17 protein-coding genes are annotated in these 16157 nt (G+C 47.5%); 2 read left to right on the forward strand and 15 right to left on the reverse strand.

Annotated features, from left to right (window positions below):
• Positions 1–18: 18 nt before the first annotated feature.
• Complete coding sequence (locus JJQ72_RS15435; protein ID WP_208204226.1) at positions 19–1110, reverse strand: FtsX-like permease family protein; 1092 nt, start codon at positions 1108–1110, stop codon at positions 19–21.
• 844 nt (positions 1111–1954) lie between these two features.
• Between JJQ72_RS15435 and JJQ72_RS15440 the strand changes: the two genes are divergently transcribed.
• Positions 1955–2380 (forward strand): hypothetical protein, encoded by a 426-nt coding sequence (locus JJQ72_RS15440; RefSeq protein ID WP_208204227.1) that lies wholly within the window; start codon positions 1955–1957, stop codon positions 2378–2380.
• A gap of 187 nt (positions 2381–2567) precedes the next feature.
• Here the strand turns inward: JJQ72_RS15440 and JJQ72_RS15445 are convergent, their stop codons facing one another.
• The 3 genes from JJQ72_RS15445 to JJQ72_RS15455 form a co-directional block, all read right to left on the reverse strand.
• Positions 2568–2993 carry an NUDIX hydrolase gene (locus JJQ72_RS15445; protein ID WP_208204229.1) on the reverse strand — a complete coding sequence of 142 codons (426 nt, stop codon included), beginning with the start codon at positions 2991–2993 and terminating at the stop codon, positions 2568–2570.
• A gap of 113 nt (positions 2994–3106) precedes the next feature.
• The gene (locus tag JJQ72_RS15450; RefSeq protein ID WP_208204230.1) at positions 3107–3733 is read right to left on the reverse strand and encodes a type 1 glutamine amidotransferase family protein; all 627 of its coding nucleotides are present in this window, start codon (positions 3731–3733) and stop codon (positions 3107–3109) included.
• A gap of 110 nt (positions 3734–3843) precedes the next feature.
• Positions 3844–4806, reverse strand: coding sequence for a helix-turn-helix transcriptional regulator (locus JJQ72_RS15455; RefSeq protein ID WP_208204231.1), 963 nt, complete (start codon positions 4804–4806; stop codon positions 3844–3846).
• A gap of 254 nt (positions 4807–5060) precedes the next feature.
• Here JJQ72_RS15455 and JJQ72_RS15460 point away from each other — a divergent pair, with 254 nt between their 5' ends.
• The gene (locus JJQ72_RS15460) at positions 5061–5558 is read left to right on the forward strand and encodes a hypothetical protein (RefSeq protein ID WP_208204232.1); all 498 of its coding nucleotides are present in this window, start codon (positions 5061–5063) and stop codon (positions 5556–5558) included.
• 359 nt (positions 5559–5917) lie between these two features.
• On the opposite strand, the gene JJQ72_RS15465 is transcribed toward JJQ72_RS15460, so the two are convergent.
• The 11 genes from JJQ72_RS15465 to coxB form a co-directional block, all read right to left on the reverse strand.
• The gene (locus JJQ72_RS15465) at positions 5918–7219 is read right to left on the reverse strand and encodes an ABC transporter permease (RefSeq protein ID WP_208204233.1); all 1302 of its coding nucleotides are present in this window, start codon (positions 7217–7219) and stop codon (positions 5918–5920) included.
• Complete coding sequence (locus tag JJQ72_RS15470; protein WP_138224349.1) at positions 7212–8114, reverse strand: ABC transporter ATP-binding protein; 903 nt, start codon at positions 8112–8114, stop codon at positions 7212–7214. Before JJQ72_RS15470 ends, JJQ72_RS15465 begins: the two co-directional genes overlap by 8 nt.
• 18 nt (positions 8115–8132) lie before the next feature.
• Positions 8133–9035 carry an ATP-binding cassette domain-containing protein gene (locus tag JJQ72_RS15475; RefSeq protein ID WP_138227596.1) on the reverse strand — a complete coding sequence of 301 codons (903 nt, stop codon included), beginning with the start codon at positions 9033–9035 and terminating at the stop codon, positions 8133–8135.
• Positions 9016–9438, reverse strand: a complete 423-nt coding sequence (locus tag JJQ72_RS15480; RefSeq protein WP_138224348.1) for a GntR family transcriptional regulator — start codon at positions 9436–9438, stop codon at positions 9016–9018. The genes JJQ72_RS15475 and JJQ72_RS15480 overlap by 20 nt, the downstream gene beginning before the upstream one ends.
• A gap of 55 nt (positions 9439–9493) precedes the next feature.
• A complete protein-coding gene (locus JJQ72_RS15485; RefSeq protein WP_208204234.1) occupies positions 9494–10219 on the reverse strand; it encodes an ABC-2 transporter permease in 726 nt (241 codons plus the stop codon).
• Between the two features lie 260 nt (positions 10220–10479).
• On the reverse strand, positions 10480–10947 hold the full coding sequence (locus JJQ72_RS15490) for a DUF420 domain-containing protein (RefSeq protein WP_138224346.1): 468 nt from the start codon (positions 10945–10947) through the stop codon (positions 10480–10482).
• A gap of 54 nt (positions 10948–11001) precedes the next feature.
• On the reverse strand, positions 11002–11913 hold the full coding sequence (gene ctaG, locus JJQ72_RS15495) for a cytochrome c oxidase assembly factor CtaG (protein WP_138224345.1): 912 nt from the start codon (positions 11911–11913) through the stop codon (positions 11002–11004).
• 190 nt (positions 11914–12103) lie between these two features.
• Positions 12104–12427: a cytochrome C oxidase subunit IV family protein gene (locus tag JJQ72_RS15500; RefSeq protein WP_138224344.1), complete on the reverse strand. Its 324-nt coding sequence runs from the start codon at positions 12425–12427 to the stop codon at positions 12104–12106.
• Positions 12428–12430: 3 nt separating this feature from the next.
• On the reverse strand, positions 12431–13057 hold the full coding sequence (locus tag JJQ72_RS15505; RefSeq protein ID WP_138224343.1) for a cytochrome (ubi)quinol oxidase subunit III: 627 nt from the start codon (positions 13055–13057) through the stop codon (positions 12431–12433).
• Positions 13054–14901: a cytochrome c oxidase subunit I gene (gene ctaD / locus JJQ72_RS15510; protein WP_138227595.1), complete on the reverse strand. Its 1848-nt coding sequence runs from the start codon at positions 14899–14901 to the stop codon at positions 13054–13056. Before ctaD ends, JJQ72_RS15505 begins: the two co-directional genes overlap by 4 nt.
• A gap of 104 nt (positions 14902–15005) precedes the next feature.
• Positions 15006–16055: a cytochrome c oxidase subunit II gene (gene coxB / locus JJQ72_RS15515; RefSeq protein ID WP_138224342.1), complete on the reverse strand. Its 1050-nt coding sequence runs from the start codon at positions 16053–16055 to the stop codon at positions 15006–15008.
• Positions 16056–16157: the final 102 nt, after the last annotated feature.

Genomic DNA, 16157 nt, shown 5'->3' on the forward strand with positions numbered 1-16157 from the left:
CTTCGATGCTCCTTTTCCTTAATGAAAATGTAATTCCTTGTGCAGGTTTCTTAAGTCAATGCTCCGAATCCAGATATAGCCGAAAATAATCGTAATCCCCATAGCAATAGCAATGATACCGCTAACTACAGACAGACTCATGTCCAACGGAATGTTCACCTGTTCCATGACAAGCTTGAGCACATACAGAAGCGGCAGCATAAGGATATACGCACAAAACGTATACACAAACAGCTCCACATATATCTGCCTGTACACACTTCTCTTACCGCCTCCAAACACAAACATCAACGACCACTTCAAATGATCCCGCTCAAACTTATACACTAGCAGGGAGATAATATTGACCAGAGTGAACAGCCATAACAATATGCAAAGAACGATAGCAATAGCATGGGATTTGTTGGCTTGTGCCATCTCTTCAGCCTTAAACGCCTCATAGCTCGACAGTGAGGCATCCGGATTATAGGACTTCAGCACGTCTAGCACTTCATCATACACCGATTGGGAAAAAGAACTGAACTGAATGACCGCCGTATTCATTGTTGGTGATACGTTGTCCGGGCTTACCAGCATATTGGATTCTAGAAGTGTGTCAAAGCGAACAGCCTTTTCATGGTAGACTTCTTTGACCAAAAGTGACTCCCCAAGAAGCTCCAGAGCTTCTCCTTGGGGATGTATTGCGGGCAATAACTTCTCCGCGGTTTTCGGAGTAATATGTATTCGATCACTATGAGTCTGGAGTACGCGGAGTTTCTCCTTGTCTACGCCTTCGAATAAGAGCAGATCTTCATTAGCCCAGCGAACAGGCAGCTCCTCCACCGTATATTTTGAAAACACTTGTACTGCTGTATTACCTCCATACCCGAATCCGAGCACGCCTTCGATCTCCAGGAGCTTCTGATGGAGACCCCGGGCATTAGCCCAGCTCAAAGTCGATATACCATCTTCATTGAGCAGATAATAGTTCTCCCCTTGATAAAAAGAGCTTTGCTGATCCTGATAGTTACTATACACATTCATCAAAGTAGCTGAAGGAAACAGCATCGCAGCGACTAAAACGACAATGATCACAATGCTGAACACTTTGTTTCTCACTATGCTCTGCATTGCACTCCTAAATTCATAATATAATAGGTTTTTCATCTTCCATATTATAGCAATGATTACAGGTATGATCAACGATAACTCCTTATTGAATAGAAATCATCAGCTCATAGAAACAGCCAGGCTGTGAGTGTATTTTTGTCATCTACATAATCATGCCATAGTGTAGCAAATCCGTTATTGAAAATTACAGGTATCATATGTTGATTCTACTAACCGCGTAAGAGGTACGCATATTTATGCAGGTAATTTGAACGCAGCGCTTGCCAACTAACCGACAGCAAGAGCGGTAATTGGTGGTACGGATTATAATGAGAGCAGCTGGTCTGGTAAGTTCGCGTACTTATTATGGATCACTTACTTCAAATCGTTACATCGCTAACATGGTGCGAGTTCATGGCATTGATTGGTTGGGGTATTATTAGGCCGGCCGGGGTTTATTACAGGTGATTAATAGGTTAAAATACCAATATAAGTAATATAATTAAATACTTCCTAAGAAGTAAGATTAGGAGTAATTGCCCTATGGAAAAGAATAAAGAAATTGTCTTCAATGCTACTATTTTTTCTGCAATACTAGCTGTAATTGTAGGATGGTAAAGACAGCAGGATTCACTCGGATCAAAGCGGATCCAGTAGCTTGATTCTAAATACCCCGTCATTGACATGGGCCAGCGTGACTTCTAGAGAGCAACCAAAAGTGCACGCAAAATGCCTTCTCTGCAATGCCCGCCAGCCCCTCGGGTGAACGACTTCTCAGTTCTTTCGTGTACGGACGAAGATCAGACTTTCTTGGAAAATATACACATTTATAACCTAAGACAATACATTAAAGGGGGAAACGAAGATGAAACCTAAGTTTTTATTTATATTGTTCAATTCACTTTTTATATTTTTATTGCTTGTATCATGCAGTCCAGATAAAGACCAAACGGAGTTAGACCTATTGATCGATGCTATGCATGATTCAAGCTTGAAGCTTGAAAAAAATCACCCTTCTATTGAAACCACACATTTTGCATACAATTCTGATGAGAACACATTTTATTTAGGGTTAACATTTAAAGATGACAAAGTCCCGTCACTTGACCAACTAAAAGCTATATTTGATGAATACTTATTTAAAGCAGCCGAAGTAACAAATGAAAATGACTGGAAGATTGCCTTTGAGAATTATGCTATTAATTTTGAACATTTGCTTACAGACAACAAAACAAAACTTCTTGCAATCAAAAAAATCAATTCTGAAGAAATTGAATTACAGAGTAATTAAAGCTTGCTTCCTCGCTACACTAAGTGGCTGAAGTCTGATTGAGTATGAAACCGCCTCCTTGTAACATGGCGGCGGTTCTATACAATATATGACACATACAAGATAATTCCTTCTTCGCTCTTCCTGATGTTTAGTAGCAGACTCTGGATGGTTCCTGTACTAAATTATAGATCCAGATTGTTAACACTTAACACTCACCTTGAAAAGTGTAGGGAGATGACGATTTCAGCAGTCCTTCCACTCCATTTTTATGGTAAGGCATTAAGTGGTTAGCAGTATTTATATCCACCCATCTTATCTCTACAATTTCATTCTCGTCTTCGACGGTGACTTCTCCTTCGATGACTTTCGCACGGAAGGTAATGATTAGAGCATGATGTCCTTGATTTCCGTGTTCTAAAAAAAAAGCTTCATTAACCGCAATTACATTTCCTACTTCGATTGCTAAACCAGTTTCTTCTTTCGTTTCTCGAATAACTGCTTGCTCTAACGTTTCCCCTTTTTCTACGGCCCCACCCGGTAGAGACCATCCGCTACCTTTGTTATGTACCATAAGAACCTTTTCTACCCTATCATCATAGATCAACGCATAAACAACATCTACTCTCTTCAAATCATCCACGCCTTCAATTCTATTCATCTTGATTAAGATGGTTTATGATTTATGCTATAAAATTTATATTCCAGATTATAGCGATGATTACAGGTATGATCAACGATAAATTCTTACTGAATAGAGCTCATCAGCTCATAGAAATAGCCAGGCTCCTGAGTTTTATTCAGATGATACCAGGCATGTAAGGTTTGGGGTGACCATACATTTAACGCCGTTAATACATGCAACGAGAATTCTAGTGGAGCTACGCCGGAGGCCGTAATTAACATTCCGTCTGTGACAGCAGACTCCGCTTTGTAATAGGCTTCGCCTGTATAAGAAGGACAAATCATTTTCAGGTAGGACAGATCATTGCTAGTGTGTGCACGTGAGTCTAACAAGCCTGCTAGAGCCAGTCCCATGGTAGCACCGCAAATGGCTCCAACTAAGATATTCTTCCTTAAACACAGTTCGGCTATCTCTAGGATGGGAGCGTGAATAGCTTCTGTCCACGTATTCCCACCAGGCAAAATTAGAGCATCTATGCTTGTTACGCTGCACTCATCCACGGTGAGATCAGGTACTATGGTCAATCCCCCCATGGTGGTCACCGGCGTCTTCTTGATCCCTACCGTTACTATTCGCGCCGGGGCCACCCCTTGTCTGAAGTATCTTCCGGAGTTCAGCTCCGCGGTTACATAACCGATTTCCCAGTCAGACATCGTATCAAATACATAAAGATATACCGTATGATTCATTTCCAATTCTCCTCATCAAGTTCGTTGTATGTACAGCACCATTCATCAGTCGTGAGTGGATGTTATCATCATAAAACAACTTCACTGACAGCTGCTGTCAGTGAAGTTGTTTAGCCTTGATAATATTCCATCAAGTCTGAGGCAACCTCTACAAGTTTATTTTTCAAACCCTGCGGCTCTATAACTTGAATGGATTTCCCGTAAGGAAGAATAATAGATGGAACGTAGGTATACAGTGCCTCTTCTTCCAGTACAAACACAGCTTGCGTGGATGTCCGCTCTAGTAGATGATGCTCCAAAAACCAATGCATACATAGATTATCCAGCGCTCCGGCCCTGCCACGAATCTTACATGCAATGTATCCGGATTTATCGACTGCGTCAGGCAATAGATTGTTCATAAAAAAAGAACGCACCGAGAAATCCTGAGGACGCCTGAAGCTGCAGTCCGTGGAGGTAACGCTCAGAATACGTTCAACTCGAAAGCTGCGAATCTCCTTTCGCAGGCGGCAAAACGCAATGATGTACCATTTATGATTCCAATTAACGACGCCATAAGGGTCGATTACCCGATTAGGAGACCGCTCTTCATAACGGTTACGATAAGTAATGTCTACAGACCTTTCATGGGCGACAGCTTGCTCCAATTGCTGCAATACCGGCTGTATAGCCGGGTTCCCCTTGCGGTTAATAACTTCAAATCCGGCTAAGTGGTGGCTAAGTATATGTTCCTGCTCGTGATTGGAGTACATTTTCAGCTTGGATGCTGCCTGCTCTAAGGCCTCACCTAAAGGGTACCCGGCTTCTTTGGCAAACAGAGCGGCCTGGAGCAAGGCCTTGTTCTCATCCATACTGAATCTCAGTGGAGATTGGATGAAATGATGCAGCAAGCTGTATCCACCATGATGCCCGGCATCAGAAATGATCGGAACACCGCTGGCACATAGTGCATCAATATACCGGTAAACGGTTCTAATGTTGATCTCCAGCTTTTCTGATATTTGCTTTGCAGTACATTTCTTTCCCGAATTCAGCATCCATAGAATGGCCAGCATGCTATCATTTTTTGGCATAAAATAAACCTCACATGGTTTCCATTGATTCTTCTATATCCATCATACTACTATATCCTCTTTCATTAAGACATCGATTTCTATGCAGCTGAGAGCATAAGTGACCTGTTAGCTTTGATGTCGATCAATAAAAGTCAGTAGAATCAAATCAAGCTTGATCCCAATATATGGTATGATAATCACGCATATAAATCTAAATCAGTATATTACAATTTGTAAAGTTATTCTCAAAAAATTGTTAAGGAGCAGATTGAATGAGAAAATCTATTTTGTTGGTGCAGATGATATTATGCAGTATGCTTCTGATCTCATGCTCCGTTCCAGAGCGCACAAATCAAGACAATGAGTCAGAAGAAGTTTTGTCAGGGATAAATATATCGATTTACAACGATAATTCGATTAAGCCACAACCTGAGTTATTTGATGTCGAATCCGAAGCAAACCTATTAAGTACTACCGTTCGTGAGATCGAAAACGCTGATCCTGCCCCAGTAACTATACCAACGATAGATGAAATAAATAGAATTTTGATTCTCGAATTTACCTATGAAAAGAAAGGGAAGACTACTTCTAAGACAGACCACTATATAATGATTGGGGATAATAACGAAAAATACTATATTAAAAAGTTTACAATGACACGTGATTTTTATTACGATAAATACGACCAGCAGGCGAAAGTAAAGATCCTCCGAAGCGTAGGTTCTAATAACTGGAGATCCATTCTCCCATTAACGATATTGACGAATTAAGTTTGAATCAGCAGCTTACTGGGAAGTTCGTGTTCAAGATCAGCAAAGTATGACGATCAGGACCCTCTTGCGATGAGCAGGGGGTTCTTGTGTTGGCGGCTATTCTTGTTTCCGGTATTTCAGTATAATGGAGGCTACGTTTTACCAGATACCCCTTTCCACTACTTTTTGCATTGAGCCAGGATTAACAAGTTATTTTATATTTTGTTCTGAACATAAAAAAGACCAGCTAGATCAAGAATCTGAATAAGCTGGTCTTTCCATTTAGTCTCATTTTATTAATGATATAAAAAGTCTCATTTAAAACTAAACTCTTACTCTTTGATAAAAATTACTCACAATATATTACACCACACCGCCTAAATCTTATACGCCTTCATCGCCTTGCGCAGCTCTTTAAAGCTCGGACGCTTGCCGTACATGAGGACGCCGGTCCGGTAGATTTTGGCTGCAAGCCAGCCGAAGACCAGGATGGAAACCAGCAGAATGCCCAGGGATACAAGAACTTCCCACAGCGGGGCATCGCCCAGGCCAATCCGTACGATCACGGAGGTCGGGGAGACGAATGGAATGTAGGAGGACACCTTCATCAATGTAGAATTTGGAGCTCCCAGGCTGAAGATGGCAATGTAAAAGGCTGCCAGGGACAGCATGGTGATCGGCATAATCGCCTGTCCCAGATCCTCGGTGCGGCTTACGATCGAGCCTACGGCTGCGAACAGCACCGCATACAGGAAGTACCCGAAAATGTAGAACAGCAGGCCAAAGACCAGCAGCATCGGATCAACTGCACCGAAGTTGAGATCCAGAGAAGCCATAGCGTCTGTATTGTGCGGCAGCATCAGATTCACTACGGCGACAATGACAAAGGTCAGGATTTGCGTAAGCCCCAGCAGGAACATCCCAATGATTTTGCCAAACATCTGGCTTAGTGGTGAGACGCTTGTGATCAGAATCTCCATAATCCGGGAGCTTTTCTCCGTTGTGACCTCGGAAGCAATCATATTGCCTGTGCTCATCAGGGTGACGAAGAACAGAATGACCAGTGCATACACGATAATGAAATTAATCGGCTCATTGGATGCGGCTTCCTCCGCTTCTGGCTCGCTGTTACCTGCTCCCGCTTCCTCTACACTGCGGGTGCTAATCTGAACCGGCGTGTTAATCTCCTGAATCTGCTCATCACTCAAGCTAAGATCATTCAGCACCGCACGGGTCTTTGCGCCTTGAAGTGAAGCCTGCAGAACCGCCTGCAGCTGAGGCTCCAGCACGTCATCCTCCGAGCTGTAGATGACCGCCGGGAAGCTTTGACCTTCCTGGGCCTCAAAACGGATATAGCCGTCAATCAGGCCGTTCGTAACATCGGAATTCAGCATCGTCTCGTCGAGCGTATCATACTTGATCAGCTTATACTGTGCCGCCATTTCTTCCATCGTGCTTTGGAGCTCTTCGGCGATGGCTACCTGCTCACCATAGACAAGCCCGATTTGCTGCGGGGCTCCGCCCTGGTCTTCCTGATCACCGCTGAACAGCTGAATGAAGAATGGAATATTAATACCAATCGTAATTAACAGGGCAAAGATCAAGGTCGATACCACAAAAGATTTCGTTCGAACCTTATTCATAAACGTAAACCGGATTACCGTCCACATGTTATTCATTGGATTCACCCACCGCCTTGATAAAGATTTGATTCAATGTCGGCTCCTTCACCTCAAACCGGTGCACCGTACTCTGCGCCATCGCCAGCTGCAGTATCTCCTGGGCTGCGCTCTCTGCTTGAATGCGAATCAGATAGCCGTCCTCCAGCCGATCAACCTGGGTAACACCGGCAATCTCGTCCAATCCATTAACCTCTCCCGACGTGCCTAGTGTAACGTCTTCTCTCGGATACCGGGATTTGATCTCCTTAATGCCGCCCTGAACAACCGTATTCGACCGGTGCAAAATCGTAATATTCCGGCACAGCTCCTCAACATGCTCCATACGGTGAGTCGAGAACAAAATGCTGGTGCCTTGATCACGCAGCTCTCTCACCGTAGACTTCAGTAGCTCTACGTTCACCGGATCCAGTCCGCTGAAGGCTTCATCCAGAATCAGAATTTGCGGCCGATGTACGACTGCGGCAATAAAGCCCATCTTCTGCTGATTGCCCTTAGACAGCTCTTCGATCTTCTTGTTGTAATACTCCGGAACCTCAAACCGATCCAGCCAGTAGCGGATGCTCTGGTCGGCGTCCTTGGATGACATCCCCCGCAGCTGAGCCAGGTACGAAATCTGCTCACTGACCTTCACCTTGGGATACAGACCCCGCTCTTCCGGCAAATAGCCCATGATCTGGCGAAGCTCCTTATTGTAAGGCTGACCGTTGTACAAAATCTTCCCTTCATCGGGGTAGATCAAGCCAAGCACCATCCGCATCGTTGTCGTCTTGCCGGCTCCGTTGGCACCCAGCAGCCCGTAAATCTCTCCTTCCTCCACCTGAAGTGAGATTTGGTTTACTGCGGTTTTGTCCGCGTAAATTTTTACGACCTCTTCCAATTGCAATCGCTGCATCCTTCTGGTCTCCTCTCTTTATGGCCGAACCGCTCCGGGCTCACTGCCTTGAATCCACAGATCCAGTACTTCATCCAGTTCTAATGCTCTTGTCTTCAGTAGCTTCAATCCTGACGATTGCAGGATCTGCTCCACCGCCATACACTCTGTTGTAACAAAAGAAATCTTCCCTGCGCCCTCCGGCTTCCAGCTCACAATGCCCGGAAGCTCCTCCACCAGCTCAGCGTCTGCACTGATCCAGCATTCCTTCCAATTGTCCAGCAGGCTGTCCTTCTCCACCATCCCGAGCACCTTGCCGTGATGCATGAGCACAATATAGTCTGCCAGGCGGCGCACTTCATCCACGATGTGCGTGGACAGGACAATCGTTGTTTCGCCGCCCTTCATGCATTCCTGCAGCTGATGAATCATCTCTTTCCAGGCGAATGGATCAAGCCCGGAGGAGGGCTCATCCAGCAGCAGCAGTCTCGGCCTTGGCGCCAGCGCGGCCGCAATTTCGAACTTGCGGCGCTCCCCCTTGGACATACTGCCCAGCTTGACCCCCCGGGGCACCCCGAATACCGACAGCAGCGCGTCAAAATAATATCCGTCCCACGTATCGTACCACTGCGACCGGAAGGCCGCGGCAGCCTCCACAGTACTATGCTTCTCTTCCAGACTAAGCTGCTCCGGCACAAAGCCAATCTGCTTGCGAATATGTAAGGGAAGCTCATTACAATGGCTCTCATGAAGCCACGTAATCTCTCCTTCATCCGGAATGACCGCTTGAATGAGCATATTCATGAGCGTGCTTTTGCCCGATCCGTTTGGACCCACTATAGCGACAATATAGCCTTCCGGAATAGACAGTGTAATAGGCCCGATCCGCTTCGTGCGCCGATGCTTCGTTACACCATGCATTTCAATCAGTGCCGGCTCCATCATCCTTCCCCCCTTTTCCCTGGTACTTCTGCTGCAGCATGGCCTCAAACAGGACTCGAAGCTCCTGCTCGCTGCAATGGACCGACAAGGCTGTATTCACGGCTCCCTCTAGCGCCTGAAGCACCGCATCCTGCTTGAACTGCTGCCTTGCCTCCTCACCAACCCCGGCCACAAACGTTCCCGTCCCCTGCCTCGTTCTTAGCAGCCCTTCATTCTCCAAATCCTGATATACCCTTCTGACCGTAATCACACTACAGTTCAGTCCGCTTGCAAATTCCCGAATCGATGGCAGCATGGTGCCCTCCTCAACCTCACCGGTAATAATAAGTGAACGCAGCTGGGTTTCAATCTGGTGATATAAAGGCTCGGCACTGTGCTCATTGATCTGGATCGGGATCCGCACCCATGGTCACCTCTCTTCTATGTACTCTTTAGACAGCCTTGAAGTTTCATCTCATTTACATCAAATCCCGTTTTTTGATCCGGCGGCACGTTAGCCGCAGCGAGCATCCATAGCTGACAAGCCCCGTCAGCACCGTAATATATAGCCATGGAGTCATCAGCCCATACTCCTCTGAACTCGCCATGATTCGATGAATCAAGCTGAAACGCAAACCGGCAGTTTGAATCCCAATCAAGACGAGGACAAACGCGCCAACGACCGCCACGGTCATCCAGAAATACCGTTTGCCGCTCTTCATAAACTCCAGGTAAATATACATGCCGTATACCATAAGCCCGAACCCGATCCAGGTGATGCTGAACAGAATGTACGCACTGAGTGAAACGTAATCCTTCACCCCGTCGCCCGGAAGCAGATACACGGTTCCAAAAAAGATCACCCCATTAAATATAAAAGCGAGCAGGCCAAGAATGCCTCGACTGAGCACGACAGCCTCCAAGGGGATCGGCAGGCTTTTGTAATAATAAAGCATTTGCGTGTAGGAGTCCTCGTTCCAATACTTGAAGGCTCTTCTGGAAAAATAAAAGCCTAGCATCGGCGTAAAGATAACGATCCATACGTCGTAAAATGGAGTCGGCGCTGGTTGCTGGAATGCTGTCTTCAACATAAAGCTGAATGACGCACCGGCATACAGCATAAATAATGCTGTCCACAGCACCATCCATTTATCCTGCCGGAATTCCTTGATGATAATTTGGGTGACCTGCTGCGATAAAGTCAAATTCTTCACCTCCCATTTCCAATAGACTTCAGGTCCGACGGTCCTCCTGTTTCTCAAGCGGCCTCTACCCGATGTGCTTACTTGAAAACTATGTGTGCTTACTGTGTATATCTTTATACACACTATAGATGGCGAACCCAATTCCTGTCAACCTTTAATTGCTGACTCCATTTCTTTGACTTTATACGAATGTAACAAAACAGGCGCTCCAAGAGATCCTCGATCTCTCGAAACGCCTGTACTTGCAAGTATAACCGTCCCTACTCTATGCCAAAAATCACTTTCCACATTGGCGCGGTATGACCGCCCGGGTACAGGAGGTACAGCAGTACATATACCGCTACGCCTGTAATGGCGGTAATAAACCAGATCACCGAGGTAATGCGGCCCCATTTCCGGTGCTTTGCATATTTTTCCTTGAAGCCAAGCACCAAGGTGCTAATGCCGAACACGGCTGCAACCGTGGCCAGAACAATGTGGAAGATCAGAAACACCTGATAAAATGGCTTGAGATCATCCGGTCCGCCCCAGGTCGTATTGCCGACAAATATGGTGCGCGAGCTGTAAATAATAAAGAAAATCACCGCGGCAATCGCAGCCAGGATCATCGTCTTTTTGTGCGCTGCGCGCTTGCCTTTTATGATGAGCCCCCACCCGATCGCAACCAGCACGGCGCTGATCACAATGAATGTTGTGCTGATGGTGGGAAACAAGAAATACAGATCCATGATTATCCTCCTTCGTTATGATGCGGTGATGCCAATTACTCCAGCCTGTCTTGTTTAGCTCAGCATGCCGCTCGCAGATGATACCTCTGCCGGCAGCGGATCATCCTCTTCATTCTCCCGCTTGTACCAATGGAAGAACACGTAAGCCAGCATGGAAGCGAATATAATCTCCTGAAAAAACTTCATGATAATCCCGCCGACTCTCTGATCCACCTTGGGATCCATCACACCGAAAAATTCCGGTCCGCCAAAGCGGTTCAGCAATGCCGAAGGGTCACCGGATACACAGTATCCCATCGCCTTGGCCCAGATGGCCGGATCACTGTACGTCGCATACATCGGCTCACTTGCAAAAATAATGAGTGCACACGCCGGTGTCAGCAGCACCATATTCAAGAAAATGAAGCCCATCTTTGCAAGCCCTGTTGATCGGTCCTTCTCCGGAATCGGCTGCAGGATCGACCACCACATCAGAATGGAGGCAATGAACAGAATCAGATAGTATGCCCGGTGCACCCAGAAATTAAGCATCACAAAGTCATGGATCGCCGGGAAATGGTACAGCGAGAACAAGCCGTTAAACAATACCGCTGATAATACAGGACGCGTTAGAAAGCCTAAGGACCGCCCAAACGGATTGACCCGGTCGAAGGAGCGCCACAGCCACACGGGAATGCCGAGAATCAGCAGCGGTGTCGCCACCAGATAAGACATGGCCATACTTACCATATGGAATGAGAACATCGTATGTCCCAGCAGGCTGACAGGACCGCCCTGCGCGATATACATCGACAGCATCCCGCTGACAAACAGCAGCTTTCGGCCGGCTGATACCGGTTCACTCCCTTGAAACCGGCTTGACAAGGGACCCGTCACCGCGAAATAGGCTGCGGTCAGCAGCAGCATAAAGGCGAGAAACAACGGACTCCACTGCTCTTCAAACGTAAAATATTCCAAGCCCAGCATGTAAAAAACCTCCCCCTACCGGGTCAAATCTGTCGAAATTGTGACAAGGGCCTTTAACGAGAGAGAAACGGTATAGCTGCCATCCTGGGCAGGAACCGTTTCTGTAGAAATGCAGGATCGCTTGTCCTGCCATATCCGTAATCTTGATCTTGAAAAAAAGAGGTGGCGCAAAAGCCCACCTCTTCGTATTTTACCACCAAACCCAATAGATTGCCATGACGATTGCCGTGCTTGCCACAAAGAATCCACCGACCATAAACAGAATTGGCATCAGATGGCCTTTATCCTTCAAGTGCATCCAGTAGCCCATTTGCACGAACACCTGAAGCACTGCCATAACGAGCAGCAGAATGATCGTAAAGGCCGGGTTCACATCACCGGCAGCTACTGCCGCAAAGGCGATCGCGGTGAGCACGATGGAGAAAATGAACACCACAATATGCTTTTGGGGACCTTCTGTACGATGACGATGCCTTACGGCCTGATTCTCCGGTTGCTGTTGATTTGCAGCCATTTCTTAGCCCACCTTTCCAAGAAGGTATACGACCGAGAAAATAAACACCCACACGACGTCGATAAAGTGCCAGTACATGGCGGATACATAAACCTTAGGTGCCGTAACGACAGTCAAGCCCTTTCTATACAGCTGAGCAATCAGCAAGCCGATCCAGACTACCCCGAACGCAACGTGAGCGCCGTGAAAGCCGACCAAGGTATAAAATGCGGATGAGAATGCACTCGTCGTCAACCCGAATGATTCATGTGCAACGTACTCGTAAAACTCATAAATTTCCAGGCCCAGGAACGCCAGACCCAAAGCGACTGTAACGATGAGCCATACCTTCAGCTTCTGAAGATCGTGGCGGTGCATCGCCTGGATGGCGAACACACTAGTCAAGCTGCTGACCAGCAGGATTGCAGTAGCAATCGCTGTGATCGGCAGAGAGAACAATTCCGCAGCCGTAGGGCCGTCATTGTTGGAATTGCGAAGTGCAAGGAATGTTGCGAAAAGCGTACCGAAGAGTACGGCTTCCCCGCCCAGGAAGAGCCAGAAGCCGAGCGTCTTGTTGCGGCCCTCGAGGGTCGCTTTTTCGGGCTCGTGAGGAAGCTCTCCGTTTACGTGCTCTGCGTGTGCGGATGTCATGCTTTTTCCTCCTCTTCCTGATCTTCCGGTTCAATATGATAGCCTGGGTCATCAATCAGGGAACGAGTGATCATAGCCCCGAACGTAATCAGCAGACCGACAATCAGAACAAGATAGTTGTTAAAGATAAACGACATGAATGAGTTATTGAAGCCTTCTCTGCTGAACATGAAACCCAGACCTGCGATGAACAGACCCAAGGACATAATGAACGGCAGAATGGAAGGAGACGGCATATGAATCGAGCCAACCGGCTCTGCAGGCGTCATGCCCTTGTTGCCGGACATTTTCTCTTTCCACAGGGCATCAATACCGCGTACCAGCGGAGTCTGCTTGAAATTGTACTCAGGCGGAGGAGAAGGAATACTCCACTCCAGTGTACGTCCATCTTCCCATGGATCGGCCTTGGCATTCTTCGGCTTCTTGCTAGTGATGATGATGTTGTACAGGAACAGCAGAATACCTACGCCCATCAACAGGGCACCGATCGTACTGATCAGGTTCAGGGTGTCAAAATTCTGGTTCGGCAGGTACGAAACGATCCGACGCTGCATTCCCAGCAGACCCAGGAAGTGCTGTACAAAGAACGTCAGATGGAAGCCAATTGCAAAGGTCCAGAAGGTCCATTTGCCGATCGGCTCGCTCAGCATACGTCCGAACATCTTCGGCCACCAGTAATGGAGACCCGACAGCAGGCCGAATACCAGACCGCCGACAATAACATAGTGGAAATGCGCCACTACAAAATACGTATCATGATACTGGTAATCCGCGGGTGCGGATGCCAGCATAACGCCGGTCACGCCGCCCATAACGAACGTCGGAATGAAGCCGACAGCGAACAGGTTGGCGGTCGGGAACGAAATCTGGCCGCCCCACATGGTGAAAAGCCAGTTAAAGATCTTGATCCCCGTAGGTACCGCAATCAGCATGGTTGCAATGGAGAACAGTGCATTCGCCACCGGACCCAGGCCCGTTGTAAACATATGGTGAGCCCAGACCATGAAGCCCAGGAACGCGATCAGAATGGTCGCAAACACCATGGAGCTGTAGCCGAACAGACGCTTACGGGAGAATGTAGGAATAACGTCAGAAATAATACCGAAGGCCGGCAGAATCAGAATGTACACCTCAGGGTGTCCGAAGATCCAGAAAATATGCTGCCACAGTACCGGGCTGCCGCCCGCTGCTACATCAAAGAAATTAGCGTCCAGGATCCGGTCAAAGCTCAAAAGAACCAGACCGACGGTAATTGCCGGGAACGCGAACAGGATCATGGCCGATGTAATGAAGGATGCCCAGGTAAACATAGGCATTCTCATGTAAGACATGCCTGGTGCGCGCATCGTAATGATCGTTACCAGGAAGTTAATACCGCCGATCAGAGTTCCGAGACCGGCAATCTGAAGACCGATCGTATAGAAGTCAACCCCGTGGCTGTCACTGTATGTCGAGGAGGACAACGGTGTATATGCCGTCCAGCCTGCATCCGGTGCGCCGCCCATAACCCAGCTCAGGTTCAGCAGAACACCACCGAACAGGAACGTCCAGAAGCCCAGCGAGTTCAGAAACGGGAACGCAACGTCACGTGCACCGATCTGAAGCGGTATGACCGCATTCATTAATGCAAAGATGACGGGCATAACGCCCAGGAAGATCATTGTCGTCCCGTGCATTGTAATCAATTCGTTAAATACCTGAGCCGATACGAAATCATTCATCGGCTTGATCAGCTGAAGCCGGATCAGAATCGCTTCAATGCCGCCGATTCCGAAGAAAAAACCGCCCGCAATCAGATACAGTATGCCGATTTTTTTGTGATCGACTGTGGTCAGCCAGTCCATGATGCCGGTATAGCGCTTTACGCTATGATGGTGGTCGCCATGGACATGACCTTGAGCCTGTGCTTGAGCCAAGGTTTGTACCCCCTTCTAAAGTCCTTGCTGTATTAGTAATCCAACTTGTAATTGGCCAGGTAATCGGCAATCTGCTCAATCTCTTCATCGCTGAATCCGAGCTCTTTCGGATCAGGCATGGTGTTTCCAGGCTTAACCTCCTGCGGCTCGGAGAGCCATTGTACCAGGTTGTCCTTCACCGGGCTGGAGCCTTTTGCACCGTTAATATCATTCAGCAGAATTCCAGCGATCGTCTCCCGGGAGCCGATCCCTGTCAGATTAGGGCCTAAAAATCCACCTTGGTCACCAACAGCATGGCAGGAGAGACAGTTGGTTCTGAACTTCTCAGCCAGCTGGCTGTCTTCAGGCAGCACGGCCGGCGCTTTGAATGCTTCCACCCAAGCGTCGAATTGTTCAGCTTCAACCGCTTTCACGCGGAATTCCATATATCCGTGTGATTGACCGCACAGCTCTGCACATTTACCAATGTATGTACCTGGGTTTCCTGTACTGAGACTCATATGGTTGATGGAGCCGTCCGGATTCGTATCCGTCTTACCCGCCAGAGAAGGCACCCAGAAGGAGTGAAGCACGTCTGCTGTTCTCAAACGCAGTGCTACCTCACGGTCTACTGGCATCAAGAGCTCTTGAGCGGTTGTAATGTCGTATTGAGGATAACTGAATTCCCACCAGAATTGATGGCCAGTAACCTCAACCTGGAGAACCCCTTCCTCATTCCATTTGTCTTCGCCATAAGCGAACACCTTTTGAATCGTTGGAACTGCAAGCACGATTACGAGGAGAAGCGGAATCGCTGTCCAGATAATCTCGAGCTTGTGGTTGCCTTCAACCTGTACCGGCACTTCGTTCTGGCCCGGTTTTCTGCGGAACTTGATCAGTACATACGCCGCGATTACAAACACGACCACGACCACAAGAGCCATAATCGAGATTGAAATCGTGATCAATCCCAGCTGTCCTTCAGCCACCGGACCTTGTGGATTCAATACTGACAAGTCCTCACGGCCGCAGCCGGACAAGAGCAAAGAAAACATGGCCAACAAAGGAAGAAGACGCTTTAGAGCCTGCCACCGTTTCATCATTGATCTACCCCACTTTTCCGATTTTCGTAGACTACCATCCAAGCGCGAACAGCGGTAATCTACCTGCAGTATCACGGATGAAGTAATCCTGTCCATTAAAGC

The organism is Paenibacillus sp. F411 (assembly GCF_017582705.1).
Classification (GTDB): Bacteria; Bacillota; Bacilli; order Paenibacillales; family Paenibacillaceae; genus Paenibacillus_AQ; species Paenibacillus_AQ algicola.

Bases quoted from the DNA above. Each gene is read 5' to 3' on its own strand.
- JJQ72_RS15475 (WP_138227596.1), bottom strand. From the start codon at position 9,035: ATGGAGCCGGCACTGATTGAAATGCATGGTGTAACGAAGCATCGGCGC.
- JJQ72_RS15440 (WP_208204227.1), top strand. From the start codon at position 1,955: ATGAAACCTAAGTTTTTATTTATATTGTTCAATTCACTTTTTATATTT.
- JJQ72_RS15470 (WP_138224349.1), bottom strand. From the start codon at position 8,114: ATGCAGCGATTGCAATTGGAAGAGGTCGTAAAAATTTACGCGGACAAA.
- ctaG (WP_138224345.1), bottom strand. From the start codon at position 11,913: ATGCTGGGCTTGGAATATTTTACGTTTGAAGAGCAGTGGAGTCCGTTG.
- JJQ72_RS15435 (WP_208204226.1), bottom strand. From the start codon at position 1,110: ATGCAGAGCATAGTGAGAAACAAAGTGTTCAGCATTGTGATCATTGTC.
- JJQ72_RS15490 (WP_138224346.1), bottom strand. From the start codon at position 10,947: ATGGATCTGTATTTCTTGTTTCCCACCATCAGCACAACATTCATTGTG.
- JJQ72_RS15505 (WP_138224343.1), bottom strand. From the start codon at position 13,057: ATGACATCCGCACACGCAGAGCACGTAAACGGAGAGCTTCCTCACGAG.
- JJQ72_RS15450 (WP_208204230.1), bottom strand. From the start codon at position 3,733: ATGAATCATACGGTATATCTTTATGTATTTGATACGATGTCTGACTGG.
- JJQ72_RS15460 (WP_208204232.1), top strand. From the start codon at position 5,061: ATGAGAAAATCTATTTTGTTGGTGCAGATGATATTATGCAGTATGCTT.
- JJQ72_RS15465 (WP_208204233.1), bottom strand. From the start codon at position 7,219: ATGAATAACATGTGGACGGTAATCCGGTTTACGTTTATGAATAAGGTT.
- coxB (WP_138224342.1), bottom strand. From the start codon at position 16,055: ATGATGAAACGGTGGCAGGCTCTAAAGCGTCTTCTTCCTTTGTTGGCC.
- JJQ72_RS15500 (WP_138224344.1), bottom strand. From the start codon at position 12,427: ATGGCTGCAAATCAACAGCAACCGGAGAATCAGGCCGTAAGGCATCGT.
- ctaD (WP_138227595.1), bottom strand. From the start codon at position 14,901: ATGGACTGGCTGACCACAGTCGATCACAAAAAAATCGGCATACTGTAT.
- JJQ72_RS15455 (WP_208204231.1), bottom strand. From the start codon at position 4,806: ATGCCAAAAAATGATAGCATGCTGGCCATTCTATGGATGCTGAATTCG.